Here is a 17,250-nt window from a genome sequence, read left to right on the forward strand (position 1 = left end):
CAGTCACTCCAGACCGGCGAACAGGTCGTCCTCGACGCCCTTGGGGCCGGGAGCCGCGGTGCCCTTGACCAGCCGGTAGCCCTCGTCGCCGAAGATCGAGCTGCCGTTGTTGTTCGACAGGGCGAAGAACGGGCCGTCCACCGTGATCTGGGTGGCGTGCGCCTTCATCGCGTTCATCTTGCGGTCCAGGAAGTCCTCGCCGGGGATGATCGCGTCGATGAACCGGTCCGGGGTGATCATCGGCGGCATCGGGCCTTCCGGGTCCATCCCCTCGAAGGTCGTCGTGTCACCGGCCGCGCGGAGCTGCCGCAGGCTGTCCCGCATCGCGGACTCGATGATCGCGGTCCAGTAGATCTTCGGGATGTCCCAGGCCTCGCCGAGGTCCTCGCGGTACGAACGGGCCGCGGCCAGGTCGGCGGCGTACATCGCGACGCGGTGCGCCTTGATGTGGTCCGGGTGGCCGTAGTTGCCGTACTCGTCGTAGGTGACCAGGACGTGCGGGCGGATCTCGCGGATCACCGGGACCAGTTCGTTGGCGGCGGCGAGCAGGTCGGCCTGCCAGAAGCTGTCCGGGCGGGTGTCCGGCGGGACGTCGGCGTTGCCCTCGTCGTTGTAGATCATCCCGGTGTCGCGGTACTTGCCGGGGCCGCCGAGGAAACGGTGGTCGGTGACGCCGAGCTCGGCCATCGCGGCGTCGAGCTCGGTGATCCGGTGCGGACCGAGCTGGTCGGTCTGGTCGGCGGCCAGGTGGGCGAGGTCCGGGACCAGCACCTCTCCCTCTTCACCGAGGGTGCAGGTGATCAGCGTGACGTGGGCGCCTTCTTGCACGTAGCGCGCCATCGTGGCGCCGTTGTTGATGGTCTCGTCGTCCGGGTGGGCGTGTACCAGCAGCAGCCGGCGGTCGGGAAGGTCAGCCATAGTCAGAGACTACGTCCGGGCCCGGACAGTTATTCCCGGACGTCAAGCAGCCCGCGCCCCGACCGGATCCCGAAGTTCCGGTGGGCGCGGGCGCGCAGTGGTGCCGATCAGCCGAAGCGGCGGACCAGCAGACAACCCGCCTGGAAGCGGGACTTCGCGCCGAGACCGACCACGAGCGCACTGACCTCGGCCCGAACGGTACGCAGCGACAGACCGAGCTCACGAGCGATCGCGGCGTCCTTCGTCCCGGTGGACAGCATCCGGCCGATCGCGATCTGGCGGCTGGTCAGCTCCTTGATCTCGGCGGGCGACTGCCGCCGCGATCCCAGTTCGTAGATCTCACAGACGTCCTCCGACGCGATGTCTTCCCTCCGGACGGAAGGGACGACCTGATACACCGACATTCCTCACTCCTCCCCAGTAGCGTGCAGAAGGATTCTCGCGGGCGGTGTAGACCACTCACCAGGTACAACCCATACAAACAACCCATACAGTTGCGGCCGGGGCCGTTTTCTCAGCGTGATGGATCGTCACAATTCGGCATCTCCGGCGGCGATGTGACTTCCGCCACTACAAGAGGTTGCGCAGGGCCCTGACGAACGGCCGGTCCGGGACCAGCCAGTCCGCCTCGACGAGCTCGGCCGCCGCGAACCACCGCAGTTCGGCGTGCTCACGCCGTACCGGCTCTCCGGTCACGATCGAGGCCAAGTAGACGTGCAGGCGGTACTTGTCGGAGATGTCGACGCCGGGCCCGAGCGACGCGCCGATCTCGACCTCCAGATCCAGCTCCTCCCGGAGCTCGCGGATCGCCGCCTCGGCTTCGGACTCGCCCGGCTCGACCTTGCCGCCCGGGAACTCCCAACCACCCTCCGGGCCTGGCCGATAAGCGCCCAGCACCCGGTCCGCACGGACGACAGCGACTCCCACCACGATCTGCACGCGACGACTGTGCCACGACCTGCAAGGAAAAACTGTCGGCGGGCTGCGGCACGATGAGCCGTATGCCGTTGCAGAACAGAGTTCTCCCCACTCAGGAGATCGTGGCCGACCCGGGCCGCGGTCTGCTGATGGGCAACCGCGGCACGCTGCACAGCCCGAATCGCACGCTCGGGACCACCCGCTGGCGCTCGAAGGCGTGGATCTGCTGCGTCCTTGACTGGAAGGGCGTTCAGCGCGATCCGATGCCACCGGGGCGCTGGACGGCCTTGTTCTTCTTCGACGAAGCCGTTGCGCTCGCGGCCGGTCACCGGCCTTGTCATTACTGCCGGCGCAGGGACTTCCTTCGGTACGCCGGTGCTTGGGCACAGGGCAACGACCTTGCCGAGCGTCCACGCGCACCCGCGATGGACGCCGTACTGCACAGTCAACGCGTCGAACCAAGGACGCGGCAGCAACGCACCACCGTGCAGCCCCTCGACACACTCCCCGACGGCGCCATGATCCGGTACGACGGGCGCCCGGCGCTCGTGCTCGATCGGCACGTGCTGCCGTGGGCCTGGCAGGGTTACGAAAAACCGCGAAGACCCGCGGGGCTGATCGAGGTCGAGGTGCTCACGCCACCGGCGAATCTCGTTGTCCTGAAGGCCGGATTCGCTCCATTACTCCACTCGTCGGCCGTCGGCAACTGAGGTAACCCTAAGTCGAAACACGCCGTACCGAGAGGTCTTCCGTTGCCTGCGTCATCGCGGCAAAGTGTGCCCATACTGACAGCTACAACACCATCACTGGAGTCGGCATGGGTGAAGCTAACAGCGCCGTTGCGCCCGTCGTCCGCGCGCTCGAGTCGCTGCATGCGGCGGTCGGAAAGCTCAGCCAGGAGTACGGCGACACCCTCGGCGTCCGCCGACTGGTGTCCGACGTGGCCCGGTTGAGCGACGACCTGGCCGAGCTCGGCCCTCCCGACCCCAAGCACAGACCCGGACCGGTTCCGGAGGACCTCGAGGAGATTCCCGACGTGGAGTATGACGCGTCCATGTGGACAGACGCGGAGCATGAAGGCTTCGGCGCACCTGATCGGCGTGCACCCTGATGGCACACGGAGTTGATTCGCCGGGGCGCGCACAGGTCGGGCTGAAGACGGCACGGACCGATCGCTGGTGGCTGGCGCCGCTGCGGATCGGCGTGATCCTGGCCTTCTTCATCGTCTACGCGACGATCCGGATCTTCATGAACAAGTGGTACTGGGTCGATGCCCACCACTACCTGACTCCGCTGTACTCGCCGTGTATCAACGACGGTTGCGTCCCCGGCTCGAGTCACCTGGGCAGCTGGTTCCCGAAGTTCCCGGTCTTCATCCCGTACAGCATCATCACCTTCGCGGTGCTGGCCGGCTTCCGTGGCACCTGCTACTACTACCGCAAGGCGGGCTGGCGTTCACTGCTGCTCGCCCCGGGAGCGTGCGCCGTACCGGAGCCGCACAAGAAGTACACCGGTGAGAGCAGGTTCCCGCTGACCGGGCTCAACCTGCACCGCTACTTCTTCTACGGCGCGCTGGTCTTCGGTCTGCTGAACGTCTACGACGGCATCCAGGCCTTCCACGGCAAGGACGGCGGCTTCGGCATCGGTCTGGGCACGCTGATCATCTGGGTCAACCTGGTGATGCTCTGGCTGTACACGCTGTCCTGCCACGCCTGCCGGCACATCGTCGGCGGCCGGCTGAAGAACTTCTCCAAGCACCCGATGCGGTACCGGTACTGGACGTTCGTCTCCAAGCTGAACCCGAAGCACGGCACGTTCGCGATGGCCTCGCTGTTCACCGTGATCCTGACCGACTTCTACATCATGGCGCTGTCGGCCGGCTGGTTCTCCGACCTGCGCTTCCTGAACTGAGGACTCCCGAGTTATGACTGAGCTGGAACGACACACCTACGACGTCGTCGTGATCGGAGCCGGCGGCGCCGGTCTGCGCGCGGCCATCGAAGCCCGGGAGCAGGGCAAGCGGACCGCGATCGTGTGCAAGTCGCTGTTCGGCAAGGCGCACACCGTGATGGCCGAGGGCGGCTGTGCGGCCGCCATGGGCAACGCGAACGCCAACGACAACTGGAAGACCCACTACGTCGACACCATGCGTGGCGGCAAGTTCCTGAACAACTGGCGGATGGCCGAACTGCACGCGCAGGAAGCCCCCGACCGGGTCTGGGAGCTGGAGACGTACGGCGCCCTGTTCGACCGGACGCCGGACGGCAAGATCAGCCAGCGCAACTTCGGCGGTCACACCTACCCGCGGCTCGCGCACGTCGGCGACCGGACCGGCCTGGAGCTGATCCGCACCCTGCAGCAGAAGATCGTCTCGCTGCAGCAGGAGGACTTCGAGGCCACCGGTGACTACGAGGCCAACCTCAAGGTCTACGCCGAGTGCACCGTCACCGAACTGCTGAAGGACGGCGACGCGATCTCCGGCGCCTTCGGGTACTGGCGCGAGTCCGGCCGTTTCATCCTCTTCGACGCCCCGGCCGTCATCCTGGCCACCGGTGGGGTCGGCAAGTCGTTCAAGGTCACCTCGAACTCGTGGGAGTACACCGGTGACGGTCACGCCCTCGCGATGCGGGCCGGCGCGACGCTGATCAACATGGAGTTCATCCAGTTCCACCCGACCGGCATGGTCTGGCCGCCCTCGGTCAAGGGCATCCTGGTCACGGAGTCGGTGCGCGGCGACGGCGGCGTACTGAAGAACTCCGAAGGCAAGCGGTTCATGTTCGACTACGTGCCCGACGTCTTCCGCGCGCAGTACGCGGAGACCGAGGAAGAGGCCGACCGCTGGTACAAGGACGCCGACAACAACCGGCGCCCACCGGAGCTGCTGCCCCGCGACGAGGTCGCCCGGGCGATCAACTCCGAGGTCAAGGCCGGCCGCGGTACCCCGCACGGCGGTGTCTTCCTGGACGTCTCGTCGCGACTGCCCGCCGAGGAGATCCAGCGCCGGCTGCCGTCGATGTACCACCAGTTCAAGGAGCTGGCGGACGTCGACATCACCGCCGAGCCGATGGAGGTCGGCCCGACCTGTCACTACGTGATGGGTGGCGTCGAGGTCGAGCCGGACACCGCGCAGTCCTCGGTCAAGGGCCTGTACGCCGCCGGTGAAGTGGCCGGCGGGATGCACGGTTCGAACCGTCTCGGCGGCAACTCGCTGTCCGACCTGCTCGTCTTCGGCCGTCGCGCCGGCGCCGGTGCGGCGATGTACGTCGAGTCGCTCGGCGAGAACCGGCCGCAGATCTCCGAGGCCGACATCGACTCGGCAGCCGCCGAAGCGCTCGCGCCGTTCGAGCTCGAGGGTGGCGAGAACCCGTACACGATCCACCAGGAACTCCAGCAGTCGATGAACGACCTGGTCGGCATCATCCGCAAGGCCGACGAGATCGAGCAGGCGCTGTCGCGGCTGGCCGAGTTCCGCGGCCGGATCGCGAAGATGACGGTCGAGGGTCACCGCCAGTTCAACCCGGGCTGGCACCTGGCGCTGGACCTGCGCAACATGCTCACCGTCTCGGAGTGCGTCGCCAAGGCGGCCCTCCTGCGCGAGGAGTCCCGCGGCGGTCACACCCGCGACGACTTCCCGGGCATGAACGCCGAGTGGCGCAAGCTGCTGCTGGTCTGCTCGCTGCAGAGCGACGGCGACGGGGTCACCGTGGTCAAGAAGGACCAGATCCCGATGCGCGAGGACCTGCTCGAACTGTTCGAGCGCGACGAGTTGAAGAAGTACCTCACTGAGGAGGAGCTCCCCGCATGAGCTATCAAGCCAAGTTCCGCGTATGGCGGGGCGACGCCGACGGTGGTGAGCTGAAGGACTACGAGGTCGAGGTGAACGAGGGCGAGGTCGTCCTCGACGTCATCCACCGCCTGCAGGCCACGCAGACCCCCGACATGGCGGTCCGCTGGAACTGCAAGGCCGGCAAGTGCGGCTCCTGCAGCGCCGAGATCAACGGCATGCCGAAGCTGATGTGCATGTGCCGGATGAACACCTTCGAGGAAGGGGAGACCGTCACGGTCACCCCGATGCGGACCTTCCCGGTGATCAAGGACCTCGTCACCGACGTCTCCTTCAACTACCAGAAGGCCCGCGAGATCCCCGCCTTCAAGCCCCCGGCCGACCTCAAGCCCGGCGAGTACCGGATGCAGCAGGTCGACGTCGAGCGCTCGCAGGAGTTCCGCAAGTGCATCGAGTGCTTCCTGTGCCAGGACACCTGCCACGTGATCCGTGACCACGAGGAGAACAAGGAGTCCTTCTCCGGTCCCCGCTTCCTGATGCGCATCGCCGAGCTGGACATGCACCCGCTCGACGCCGCCGACCGCCAGAAGGCGGCCCAGGAAGACCACGGCCTCGGCTTCTGCAACATCACCAAGTGCTGCACCGAGGTCTGCCCCGAACACATCAAGATCACCGACAACGCCCTCATCCCGATGAAGGAACGCGTCGCCGACCGCAAGTACGACCCCATCGTCTGGCTAGGCAACAAGATCCGCCGCCGCGCCTGACCAGCACTCCCCTGCGCCCGACCACTGCGGTGGTCGGGCGCAGTTCTCTTGATCCCCCACTCCCGGCACGCCCGCTCCTCCGTCGCGTGCTCCCGCCGGTCGCCCCACCCACCCCCTTCACGCGGCTACCGCCGCTTCCTCAACAACAATCCCGGGGTGCTGCTCATCCGCGCACCCGCCGCCGCTAAGCCCGCTCCTACGTCGCGCGCACGCCGCTTGCTGAACTCGTATCAGTGCCCATCAACCGATACCCCCGCTCCGGGCACGCCTGCTCCTCCGTCGCGTGCTCCACCCGTTCACCCCACCCACCCGTTCACGCGGCACCGCCGCTTCCCCCCAACAACAGTCCCGCCGTACCGTCCGTCCGCACCCGCCGCCGCTAAGCCCGCTCCTACGTCGCGTGCACGCCGCTTGCTGAACTCGTATCAGTGGATTGGCGCGGGCCCCACGCCTCCGCGGCTCCCGCGCACCGTCCATCCCGCATGCACGCGGCTTGCCGGACCCGCATGAGCGAGCGGCGGCAGCCCAGGCGTTGGAGTCGTCGACCGAGGTGATGGTCCCTACGTCTGATTGGACGTCTCGCAGGCCCACTACTAACGTTTTGCCTGCTCGCGATGAAATGAAGATCGCTGAGATCCGCAGGATCGTCCGACCGACCCAGCTCCCCTGCCGCTGAACATGGTCGTCGGGCTCAAAAGTCGAAACCCCGGCGGTTTGGCCTGCTCCGAGGAGCTACCAGGGACCGTTCCGGGGTCTTCACAGAAGACTTTACCACGGACCCACAGCACTCAAAGGTGAGCTTTCGATGCACTATGCAGGACTGGAGCGCCTGGTCGCGGGTGCGGGGCACGAGCATTTCGGAGCCCCTCGGTTCCAGGGATACGTCAGGCACTGCGGGGGTGATCTCGCTGCTGCGCTGGTGTTCTACCAATGGAACGTCGAGGTCTCCGGGGCGTTGTGGCAGACGATCGGTCACCTCGAAGTCGTGCTGCGCAATCGGGTCGCCGACAGGCTCGCGCTTCGTCGGCAGCGGCTTGGCCGACCGGGGTCGTGGCTCGACGACTCGCCTGCCTCAGAGCTCGACATGAGGGCTCGCGCCGACATCAGAAAGGCGCAGCAGCGCCTTCAGTATCAGGGCAGGCCCATCAACGACGGGCGGGTCATCGCCGAGCTCACGTTCGGCTTCTGGCGGTTTCTGTTCGCCCGGAGATACACGTCCCTGCTGTGGCCCGACATTGTCGGCGCCTTTCCGAACGTCCCGAACCGTCAGCGTGAAACCCTCGAGGCACCGGTTGTCAGGCTCCATGAGTTCCGGAACCGGCTCGCCCATCACGAGCGAATCTGGAACCAGCCGCTGAGCGCGCTCCACGCGGATGCCCTCACCCTGCTCAACTACATCGACACCAGCCTGGCTCGATGGGTGACCGAACAGTCCCGCGTTCCCGAGCTACTGGCCAGCTGCCCGGTGTCCAGACCGCATCCGTAGGCCCGGGCGGTTGAGGGGTTCATCGGGTGGTCAGGCTGTGACTGTGATGGTTATGTGGTTGGCCAGGAGTTGGGCGGCGGTGTCGCCTCGTCACGCTCCTCCACGATCCGTGCGTCACGCCGTGCGGCGAACCGATTCCGGGCCTGGCGGAGCTTGGCGCACCTCAGGAGGGCGTGAGCCCGGGACCGGCTCACCCGTGTGGGTGAATCGCCTGCCCTGCTGAACACCCTAGGGTTTCGGGCATGGATGTTGTGATCGCTGGGGTGTTCAGCCTGGTTGTGTTCATGGTGATCTTCATTCCGGTGGCGCAGCGGTTGCTGGGGGTGCGGTTCGGGCTGGGGCGGCTGGCGGTCGCGGCGGCGTTGACGTTGTCGACGTTCAGTCCGATCGCCAACGCGCTGGTGGGGCCGCCGCCGTTCACCGGGTCGAACTCGACGGCGGTCGCGTTCGTTGCGCTGACGACGTTGTGCGCGACTCTGGTCGGGCTGGTGTTCCTGGTGCTGGCGGAGGCGCTGGTGCCGACGGGATCGTTGCCTAGGGCACGGGATTTGCGGCGGGACCTGGCGGGGCGGATCGCGCGGACCAGGCGTTACCTGCAGATCTTGCGAATCGCGATCAAGCACGGGCTGGGGCCGTACCTGCGCGGCCGGCGGAGGCCGGGGCGGGAGAACGCCGGCGCCCAAGCAGAGCTGGCGCGGTCGCTCCGGTTGGCGCTGGACGAGGCGGGCGTCACGTTCGTGAAGCTCGGCCAGGTGCTGTCCACTCGCAGCGACATCATCCCGCTCTCGGTCGCCACCGAACTCAGCCGCCTGCAGGACCAGGTCACCCCGGCCCCGTGGCCCGAGATCGAGCAGGTGCTGACCGAGGAGCTCGGCGCCGCGCCCGACCAGGTGTACGACGACTTCGTCACCGAACCGCTTGCCGCGGCCAGCATCGCGCAGGTGTACGCCGCGAGCCATGAGGGGCAGCGGGTTGTCGTCAAGGTGCAGCGGCCCGGGATCGCGAGCGTCGTCGACCGCGATCTCGACATCGTCCGCCGGCTCGCCAGACTGCTCGAGAAGAACACCGACTGGGGTCGCTCGATGGGCGTGCGTGCACTCGCCGACGGGTTCGCCGACGCGATGCGCGAGGAGCTCGACTTCACCGTCGAGGCCGGCAACATGGCGGCGGTCGCGGCCGGTCAATCCGTTGCCGCGAGCAACAGCATCGTCGTACCGGAGTTGTCTTCCCAGCTCTCCACCGCACGGGTACTCACCATGCAGCGCCTGGACGGCATCGGACTCGGCAACGCCGCGCCCTCGATCGCCGAGCGCGGCCTGGACGCGGTCCAGCTCGGCCGCTCCCTGTTCGACTGCCTGCTCGGTCAGGTCGCGATCGACGGCGTCTTCCACGCCGACCCGCATCCCGGCAACTTCCTCCTCCTGGAAGACGGCCGGATCGGGATGCTCGACCTCGGCTCGGTCGGCCGGCTGGACCCGGCGACTCGCGAGGCGCTGCAGCGGTTCCTGCTCGCCATCGACCACGGCGATCCGGTTGGCGCGACCGATGCGTTGCTGGAGATCGTCGACCGGCCGGACGTGATCGACGAGCGTGGTCTCGAACGCGCGGTCGGCCAGTTCATGACCCGGCATCTGACCGGCGCGGTGGCGATCGGGCCGGCGATGTTCAACGACCTGTTCAAGATCATCACCTCGCACGAGCTCGGCGTCCCGCCCGAGGTCGCGGCGGTGTTCCGTGCGCTGGCCACCATCGAGGGCACGATCAGCCGGATCTCCCCCGGCTTCGATCTGGTCGCCGCTTCGCGTCAGTTCGCGTCGGCGCACGTCACTGACCGGCTGACGCCAGAAGCACTACGCCGTACGGCGACCGAGGAGCTGGCGTCGATTCTCCCCATGCTCCGCCGTCTCCCCCGCCGCATCGACCGCATCGCCGCCGCGGCCGAGAGCGGCCGGCTCGGCCTGAACGTGCGGCTGCTCGCCGACGAACGCGACCGCCAGCATCTGACCGGCCTGCTCCACCAAGTCCTGCTCGCCGTCCTTGGTGCGACCGCCGGCCTGATGGCCGTGCTCCTGCTCGGCATCGACGGCGGACCGAGGATCAGCTCGACCATGACGCTGTATCAGCTGTTCGCCTACAACCTGCTGATCATCTGCGCCGTCCTGGTCCTCCGCGTCCTCGTCCTGATCTTCCGGATCCCCGAGAAACGCAGTTGACCTCAAGTGGGCTTCAACCCCCAGGATGACGGGATGACCGAAGCGACCAGCACCGCCCCACGGCTGTTCAGCGGCTCCCACCTGCCACTGGCGCTGGGCGTCATCGGCCTCGTCACGCTGAGCGCGATGGAGAACCGAGCAGTCGGTACGGCGTTGCCGACGATGGTGCGCGAGTTCGACGCACTCGGCAGTTTCGGGCTGGCCAACGCGGCACCGAACGCGAGCTTCGTGTTCGCCCTGGCGGTTGCGGGTCTCTGGTCGGACCGGCACGGACCGCTCCGGACGCTGCGGCTCGGTGCGATCACCTTCGGTCTGGCCCAATTGCTGGTCGGGTTCGCGGTGGCGATGCCGATGGTCATCGCCGGTCGCGTCCTGAGCGGGATCGCCGAGGGGCTGCTCGACGTTTCGCTGCTCGTCCTCGTCGCCCGCGCGCTCCCCGCCGTACTGCGGCCGCGGATGATGTCGCTGATCTCGGCCATGTGGGTGCTGCCGTCGATCTTCGGCCCGCTGCTGACCGGCATCATCACCGAGCACTTCGGCTGGCGGTGGGTGTTCCTGGGCGCCGTCGTACTGCTGATCCCGACGTGGCTGCTTCTCCAACCCGCGATCCGCCAGTCGCGGTTCGCCCCGGAACCGGAGCGCACTGCGGAGCACGCCGCCGAACTGGCAGCCTCGCGTACGGCGCTTCCGTGGGCGGCCGCGATCTCGGTGGCACTGTTCACGTTGACGCTGACTGGCGACCACCTCGCAACGCATCGACTGCTCGGCGGGACAGTGGTCGTCGTCGCGCTCGCCGTACTGGCGGTGGCTGCGGTTCGGGTGATGCCGCGTGGGGTGTTCGTTGCCCGGCGTGGGTTCCCGGCCGTGGTCGCCATCCGCGGGCTCGGCGGCGCCGGGTTCACCGGGGTCGGCGTCTATCTACCGTTGCTGCTCACCCTGCAGCACCATTTCAGCCCGTCGAGAGCCGGCATCAGCTTGTCGGTGACTGGAGTCTTCTGTGCCTTCGGTTCGTGGCTGCAGGGACGCGAGCACCCCTTCCAGCGCGTCAACGTACTGCGCACTGGCCTCGCACTGATGACCGTCGGAATCGCATTCACCTCCTTGTTGGCCTGGACGGATGCGTCGGTGTGGTTCGGACTGTCCGGCTGGGCGATCGCCGGAATCGGTATGGGCCTCAGCGCCTCGAGCCTTTCGGTGCTGATGCTGGACCTCTCGAACGCCGGCAACTCCGGCCGCAACGCCGGCGCGGCCCAGATGGGCTCCGTCATGAGCATTGCGACCGTTGTCGCCGTCACCGGCACGCTGCTGGCCCTGAACGCTGCCAACCCGCAACCGTGGGTCTTCGGCATCATCGTGACGTTCGGCGCCGTCCTCACCGCCCTCGGCCTGCTCGTCGCCGGTCGTGTCCGCAAGGTCTAGAGTGACCGCATGGCTGAGCTGCTCACGGACGACCAGATCGATCTCGCGCTCCGCGACCTGATCCCGCACTGGAAGGCCGTGGACAAGACGCTGGTGCGGACCGTCGAGCGGGACACGTTCCTGGACGGCATCCGGCTGGTCGCCACCGTCGCCCAGTTGGCCGAGGCCACGAACCACCACCCGGACATCGACATCCGCTACACCAAGATCACCTTCCGGGTGACCAGCCACGACGCCGGTGGTATCACCGAGGACGACCTCGTCCTCGCTCACCACATCGACACCGCGGCCGAATAGGCCGGGCCTCGCGCGAGTCGGTCGGACCAGCCAGGGAGACGGTAACTCGGTGGCGACTTGTCCATCGGATACGGTTACTACGTGACTTCTGTTGACGTGTACCGGGCGCTGGGTTTCTCCGACGAGGACCGTGAGGACGCCGAGAAGTTCACGCCGGATCCGGTCGCGGTCGAGGATCTCGTCACCCAGTTGCGTGCCGGGGTCGGGCAGCAGGGCACCGAGCCGCAGCTGCGGATGCCGGAGGACACGCGGAACACCGTTGCGGCCTTGCTGGCCACGGTCCCGGAGATCCGGCAGTACCACCACGAGCGTGGGATCCCGGACGACATCAGCTGGGCGACGCTGGCCGATCTCGGTCTGCAACTGCAGGTCAGCCGGCGGACGCACGGCGAGTACGGGCTGGCGACCCACTGGTGGCTGACCATTCACTGGGCCGGACAGATCTACGCACTCGGACGGCTGCAGTACATGCTGTACCAGGTCACCGAGGAGAAGCCTGTTCCAGGGACGGAACCGGGCGAGTGGGTGGTCGGCGTTCACATCCCTGAATCCGGTCCGCTGACGCCGGAGCTGGTCGACGCGAGCTTCGCCCAGGCCCGCGAGTTCTTCCCGCGGTACTTCCCGGAGTACCCGATCAAGACCATGACGCTGAACTCCTGGCTGCTCGATCCGTACCTGCTCGACAACCTCCCCCAGGAGTCGAACATGGTCCGCTTCGGTCGCCGGTTCACGCCGTACGGGACGCCGACCGACAGCCAGGACAGCGCGATCTTCTTCACGTTCCGCAGCCACGATCTCGGCAAGCTGGACGAGTTCCCGCAGGACACGACACTGCAGCGACTCGTCGTCAGCCGGATCAAGCAGGGCGGCACCTGGCAGAACGCCAACGGCTACACGACGTTCTAGGTACGGCGGTTCTTCGCGAGCCAGGTGGCCAACTCGATGTTGCTCACGCACCGAACGTCAGGCTGCTTGCAGGTCTCCAGCACGAACGTCGTCAGCGCGTCCGAGTAGATGCTGTTGTTCCAGCGGTTGAAGTGGTTGCCGAGGAACAGCGGCGGGTTGCCCTTGGCCCGCGACCGCGCGAGCGCCTGCCGGTACGTCGCCAGCACCTGCGCGCGGAGCTGCGGCACCTGAGCCACCGGCGCCTTCCGTGCCTTGGTCTGCGAGTACCAGAGGTTGTAGTCCATCGTCAGCGTCTTCTTGCTCGTCCCAGCCAGTACGACGTCCTGCAGCGGGAAGTCCCACAGCCCGTCAACCTTCTTCGGCCACTTGATGTACCCCGTGGCCGACGCGTCGTACACCATGCCGCGATAACCCATCGCCCGCCGGTACGCCGCTCTGTTCCCCTCCAGACACGGGGTCCGCATCCCCTTCACGGTCGACGGGTCGAACGGAGCGTCAACGGTCTTACCGGCCGCGAGACCAGGGCCGGTGCGAACCATCTGGTCGAACGCATTCAGCTCGGCGGTCCACTGCGCCGAGGTCCACTCCCCCACGCCCTTCGGACCGCAGAAGTGCCCGTTGACGTGGGTGCCGATCTCGTGGCCCTCCGCGATCGCCGCGCGCAGGATCGCCGTACGGGCTTCGACCTCGGACGGAGTGCTCCAGCCGATGTCGGAGGCGCCGGGGTTGTGCTGCGGCGGTTTGTAGTCGGTGCGGTGGGACCCCGGGTACAGGTAGGGGCCGGACAGGAAGAACGTCATCCGGGCGTTGACTTTGTCAGCCACGTCGCGCCAGTGGTGCCACAAGGCGAGGTCGCCGGCACCGTCGAAAGAGACGACCAGGAACAGCGGCGGCTTGCCGTTCGACAGCTTGGCCGGGAACGACCGCGTCACCGGAGCCGCAGCGACCCCCTTCGGACCTGACGGCGTCGGAGTGGGTGTTGGGGTGGGCGTGGGCGTTGGGGTTGGCGTCTGGGACGGTGTTTGCGTCGGGGTCCGAGACGGCGTGGGTGTACGGCTCGGCGTGCCGGATGGGCCGGCAGACGGCTGCCCGTTGGGGGCGACGTCGGCACATCCGACCACCACCGCCGCGACAACAATCGCAGCAGCAAGGAGGTTCACTCCGGGCCTCACCACACCTCTACTGACGCATGGACCGCGTCGGAGGTTGGACCGGGACACGCGACCGCCCGGAAACCGCCCCGGGGATCGTTAGACCGCTGTGATCTTCGCGGCGCGACGCTTGGTGGCGATCCGGCGCGAGGTCTCGATGACCAGGCCGATCACGAACGCGAGGCTCAGGCTGAAGGCGAGCGCCTTGAGTGAGTCGTGCGCGAAGGCGTCACCGCCGAGGTAGCCGAGCAGGGCGACGTACGTGTAGGCGATGGTGACGCCGGCGAAGGTGAAGACGACGAACTTCTTGAACGAGTACCGCGTGGCTCCCGCGGTCAGCGTGGCGACCATCCGGGCGCCGGGGATGTAGCGCACCGTCATCAGGATCAGGCCGCCGCGGCTGTGCAGCGCCGCGGAGACCTTCTCGTAGAGCTGTTGCCGGCGCTCCTGCCGCTTCATCCAGCGGTGCAGCCGGGGCCCGGAACCGCGGCCCATGAAGTAGCAGGCGGTCTCACCGATGACCGAGCCGACCATCGCGACCACGATCACCAGCAGCAGGTTCTGGTGGCCGGCCGCGGCCGCCATCCCGGCCGTCACGACCATGCCCTCGCTCGGGACGATCGGGAAGACCGCGTCGACCGCCGCTGCCAGGAACAGGATCAGCAGCAGCCAGTGCGAAGCCATTGCCACGCCCAGCAGGTGCCGTGCCAGTTCCAGGATGTCGGTCACCCGGCCCAGGATGCCAGGCCACGGCAAGCGACTCACAATCCCATGGCTGTCATTCGACGTGGATTCATCCGCTGTTCAACCCCGGACACTGCCGGTGGTCACAACAGAACAGGCAGTGTCCGGATCCCGTTGAGCAGGAATCCCGGCGGGCGTTCCGGCTCCTCGTCGGGCTCGGCCAGGCGAAGATTCGGGAAGCGGTCGAACAGCATCTCCAGCGCGATCTGGCCCTCCAACCGCGCCAACGGAGCGCCGAGGCAGTGGTGGATGCCGTGGCCGAAGGCGAGGTGCGCGGAGTCCGGTCGGGTGATGTCGAAGTCGTCGGGGCGGTCGACCTTGCGGCCGTCCCGGTTGGCCGGCAACAGCGCGAAGACCAGCACCTCCCCCGGTTCGAGCCGCTCACCCGCGATCTCGATCGGCGCCTGGACGAAGTACGGGATGGTGACCTGCAGCGGGCCGTCGTACCGGAGTGTCTCCTCGACGGCGGCCGGCAGCCGGTCCGGCTCGGTGCGCAGCAACGCGAGCTGGTCGGGGTGTTCGAGCAGCGCGTAGGTGCCGTTGGTGATCAGGTTGACCGTGGTCTCGTGACCGGCCGACATCAGCAGGAAGATCATCGAGGTCAGCTCTTCCGCGCTCAGCCGGTCGCCGTCCTCCCGGACCGCGACGAGCGCGGAGAGCAGGTCGTCGGCCGGCTCCGCGGTCTTGATCGCGATCTGCTCCTGGATGAGCGCCACGATCTGCCCGCTGGCCTCGATGTACTCGTCCGGCGTGTGCATCGGCGCGTTCACCGCCACTGACGACCACTTCCGGAACGACTCGCGATGCTCGACCGGAATCCCGACCAGCTCACAGATCACCGTCACCGGCAACGGGTAGCTGAACAGCTCGACCAGGTCGGCGCCATCACCGGCGGCCTCGATCCCGTCCAGCAACTCGGCCGCGATCTCCCGGATCCGCGGCTCCAGTTCGTCGATGCGGCGCCGGGTGAACGCAGCGGTGACGAGCTTGCGCAACCGCGTGTGGTCCGGCGGATTCATCAGCAACATGTGCCGGTCGGTCCACCGCACCTGCTCCTCGGTGAGGAAGTCCCGATGCGGACCCTCCATCATCGACCGCACCACATCCGGATGCGCGAGCAGAGCGCGCGCCTCGGCGTACCCGGTCACCAGTACGACGGGAACGTTGGTGAACAAAGTCAGCCGAGTGATCGGCCCGGCCGCCGCGATCTCCGCGAACCCCTGATGGCGGAGCGAGCCCTTGGGGAGCAGGAACGGTTGGGTCATTGGCCGTACGCCTTCCCGGTCCAGCCCAGCGAACCGAGTGAGCCGCCCTTGATGTCGGTCCCGAGCTTGTCGGTCGCGTTCGCGTCGAAGTAGACCGACGCCGCGCCGGCCGCGGTGATCGCGAGCAGCGGGCGGCCGTTCGGGTGGTTCTGGCAGTAGCCGCTGCTCAGACTGGTGAACGACGCCCAGCCCGTGGTCTGCAGCACGGTGGAGGTGATCGACGTCGGCGTGGCCAGGTTGATCCTCCACTCCTTCAGCTGCCCGTTGCTCTTGGTCCCGATCAGTACGTCGACCTGCGCCGACCCGGTTCCCTCGGTCCGCTCGTACGTCAGGGTGTTGACCGTGTCCCACGCCGTACTGGCCAAGGTGGTCGGAGCCGAGAGAGTCGGTACGCCGTTCGGGTAGGTGATCGTGTAGCGGTAGAGCGCCGTACCGGCGACCCGGTAGAGGTAGCTGCCGTTCGCGAGGATGCGAGTGTTCGCGAAGCCGGACTTGATCCGGGTCGCGACGTTCTTCGTCATCTTCCAGACGCCGTTGGTCCGCTCGCCCCGGCGCTCGAGCGAGTAGGCGTAACCGTCGGTCGGGTGCGTGACGATCTCGCTGCTGATGAACAGGTCGGTGTCACCCGCCGCGCCCCACTGCTGCTGCGCCGACGGCACCCAGGGCAGCGTATCGCCCGGGTATTCCTCGCTCGCGGTCGCTTGATTCTGGTAGCCGTAGTAGGTCCGCTGCCCGTTGGACTTGTACGCGGTGGTGAACGTGCCGCAGTCAGCCGGTACGTCGCCGACAGCGGCCGAAGCGGGGAGCGCGGTCAGGGCGGAGCCGACGGCCGCAACAACCAGGCCGACGGTGATCATGGATTTGCGCATACGCGAAACCCTACGTCGCCCGGAGGCCGCGCCCCTTGACACGCGTTTCCTGGCTGGGGAACCGTCACAGCATGAGCGATGAGGTACGTCTCGAGCTGGTCCTGCCCGCCGATCCCCAGCAGGTGTACGACGCCTGGACGCAGCCCGCGCTGCTCGAGCAGTGGTACTGCCCGAACCCGGCGCTGGAGCTGAAGGTCCAGGCCGACGTCCGCGACGGTGGTGAGTACGTCGTCGCGATGGGACCCCACGTCGTACGGGGCACCTACCACGAGGTGGAGCCGGCCCACCGCCTGCGGTTCGACTGGCGATGGGACGGGGACACCGACACCCCGACCGACGTCCTGGTCGACCTCACCCCCGACCCGGCCGGAACCCGACTGCACTTCCTCCACAACGGATTCGCCACCCCCGAAGACGTCGAGAACCACCGCATCGCCTGGCAACCAACCCTCGACCGACTCACCGCCCTCCTCCACACGCCAACCCCCGACCGCCCCTAACGCACTCCACCCT

Annotated in this window: 18 protein-coding genes; 11 read left to right on the forward strand and 7 right to left on the reverse strand. The window is 67.4% G+C overall.

Annotated features, from left to right (window positions below; genetic code table 11):
- Positions 1-3: 3 nt before the first annotated feature.
- From mshB to ACIA49_RS17970, 3 genes are all read right to left on the reverse strand, one after another.
- Positions 4-918: an N-acetyl-1-D-myo-inositol-2-amino-2-deoxy-alpha-D-glucopyranoside deacetylase gene (mshB, locus tag ACIA49_RS17960; RefSeq protein WP_396378287.1), complete on the reverse strand. Its 915-nt coding sequence runs from the start codon at positions 916-918 to the stop codon at positions 4-6.
- Between the two features lie 107 nt (positions 919-1,025).
- Positions 1,026-1,322, reverse strand: a complete 297-nt coding sequence (locus tag ACIA49_RS17965) for a LuxR C-terminal-related transcriptional regulator (protein ID WP_396378288.1) — start codon at positions 1,320-1,322, stop codon at positions 1,026-1,028.
- Between the two features lie 166 nt (positions 1,323-1,488).
- Complete coding sequence (locus tag ACIA49_RS17970; protein WP_396378289.1) at positions 1,489-1,857, reverse strand: (deoxy)nucleoside triphosphate pyrophosphohydrolase; 369 nt, start codon at positions 1,855-1,857, stop codon at positions 1,489-1,491.
- A gap of 62 nt (positions 1,858-1,919) precedes the next feature.
- Between ACIA49_RS17970 and ACIA49_RS17975 the strand changes: the two genes are divergently transcribed.
- The 10 genes from ACIA49_RS17975 to ACIA49_RS18020 all read left to right on the forward strand — a co-directional run bounded on the left by ACIA49_RS17975 (position 1,920) and on the right by ACIA49_RS18020 (position 12,708).
- Positions 1,920-2,546 carry a hypothetical protein gene (locus ACIA49_RS17975; protein WP_396378290.1) on the forward strand — a complete coding sequence of 209 codons (627 nt, stop codon included), beginning with the start codon at positions 1,920-1,922 and terminating at the stop codon, positions 2,544-2,546.
- 107 nt (positions 2,547-2,653) lie between these two features.
- Entirely contained in the window at positions 2,654-2,947 is a 294-nt protein-coding gene (locus ACIA49_RS17980) for a hypothetical protein (RefSeq protein ID WP_396378291.1), read from the forward strand.
- Positions 2,947-3,747, forward strand: a complete 801-nt coding sequence (locus ACIA49_RS17985; protein WP_391546274.1) for a hypothetical protein — start codon at positions 2,947-2,949, stop codon at positions 3,745-3,747. The genes ACIA49_RS17980 and ACIA49_RS17985 overlap by 1 nt, the downstream gene beginning before the upstream one ends.
- A 13-nt stretch (positions 3,748-3,760) precedes the next feature.
- Complete coding sequence (locus ACIA49_RS17990; protein WP_396378292.1) at positions 3,761-5,641, forward strand: fumarate reductase/succinate dehydrogenase flavoprotein subunit; 1,881 nt, start codon at positions 3,761-3,763, stop codon at positions 5,639-5,641.
- Positions 5,638-6,387: a succinate dehydrogenase/fumarate reductase iron-sulfur subunit gene (locus ACIA49_RS17995; RefSeq protein ID WP_396378293.1), complete on the forward strand. Its 750-nt coding sequence runs from the start codon at positions 5,638-5,640 to the stop codon at positions 6,385-6,387. The genes ACIA49_RS17990 and ACIA49_RS17995 overlap by 4 nt, the downstream gene beginning before the upstream one ends.
- Positions 6,388-7,192: 805 nt before the next feature.
- Positions 7,193-7,873, forward strand: coding sequence for a hypothetical protein (locus ACIA49_RS18000; RefSeq protein ID WP_396378294.1), 681 nt, complete (start codon positions 7,193-7,195; stop codon positions 7,871-7,873).
- A 242-nt stretch (positions 7,874-8,115) separates the two neighbouring features.
- Positions 8,116-10,086: an ABC1 kinase family protein gene (locus tag ACIA49_RS18005; RefSeq protein ID WP_396378295.1), complete on the forward strand. Its 1,971-nt coding sequence runs from the start codon at positions 8,116-8,118 to the stop codon at positions 10,084-10,086.
- Between the two features lie 33 nt (positions 10,087-10,119).
- Complete coding sequence (locus ACIA49_RS18010; protein ID WP_396378296.1) at positions 10,120-11,505, forward strand: MFS transporter; 1,386 nt, start codon at positions 10,120-10,122, stop codon at positions 11,503-11,505.
- Between the two features lie 9 nt (positions 11,506-11,514).
- On the forward strand, positions 11,515-11,802 hold the full coding sequence (locus ACIA49_RS18015; protein ID WP_132172203.1) for a 4a-hydroxytetrahydrobiopterin dehydratase: 288 nt from the start codon (positions 11,515-11,517) through the stop codon (positions 11,800-11,802).
- 81 nt (positions 11,803-11,883) lie between these two features.
- Positions 11,884-12,708, forward strand: a complete 825-nt coding sequence (locus ACIA49_RS18020; RefSeq protein ID WP_396378297.1) for an acyltransferase domain-containing protein — start codon at positions 11,884-11,886, stop codon at positions 12,706-12,708.
- Here ACIA49_RS18020 and ACIA49_RS18025 read toward each other — a convergent pair.
- The 4 genes from ACIA49_RS18025 to ACIA49_RS18040 form a co-directional block, all read right to left on the reverse strand.
- Positions 12,705-13,640, reverse strand: coding sequence for a hypothetical protein (locus tag ACIA49_RS18025; protein WP_396378298.1), 936 nt, complete (start codon positions 13,638-13,640; stop codon positions 12,705-12,707). The two genes, ACIA49_RS18020 and ACIA49_RS18025, sit on opposite strands and share 4 nt — an antisense overlap.
- Before the next feature lie 318 nt (positions 13,641-13,958).
- Entirely contained in the window at positions 13,959-14,588 is a 630-nt protein-coding gene (locus tag ACIA49_RS18030) for a DedA family protein (RefSeq protein WP_396378299.1), read from the reverse strand.
- Positions 14,589-14,686: 98 nt separating this feature from the next.
- Entirely contained in the window at positions 14,687-15,868 is a 1,182-nt protein-coding gene (locus ACIA49_RS18035; protein ID WP_396378300.1) for a cytochrome P450, read from the reverse strand.
- Entirely contained in the window at positions 15,865-16,737 is an 873-nt protein-coding gene (locus ACIA49_RS18040) for a hypothetical protein (RefSeq protein ID WP_396378301.1), read from the reverse strand. The genes ACIA49_RS18035 and ACIA49_RS18040 overlap by 4 nt, the downstream gene beginning before the upstream one ends.
- Positions 16,738-16,808: 71 nt before the next feature.
- Here ACIA49_RS18040 and ACIA49_RS18045 point away from each other — a divergent pair, with 71 nt between their 5' ends.
- On the forward strand, positions 16,809-17,237 hold the full coding sequence (locus ACIA49_RS18045) for an SRPBCC domain-containing protein (protein ID WP_396378302.1): 429 nt from the start codon (positions 16,809-16,811) through the stop codon (positions 17,235-17,237).
- Positions 17,238-17,250 lie beyond the last annotated feature (13 nt).

The organism is Kribbella sp. NPDC051587 (assembly GCF_044453945.1).
Taxonomy (GTDB): Bacteria; Actinomycetota; Actinomycetes; order Propionibacteriales; family Kribbellaceae; genus Kribbella.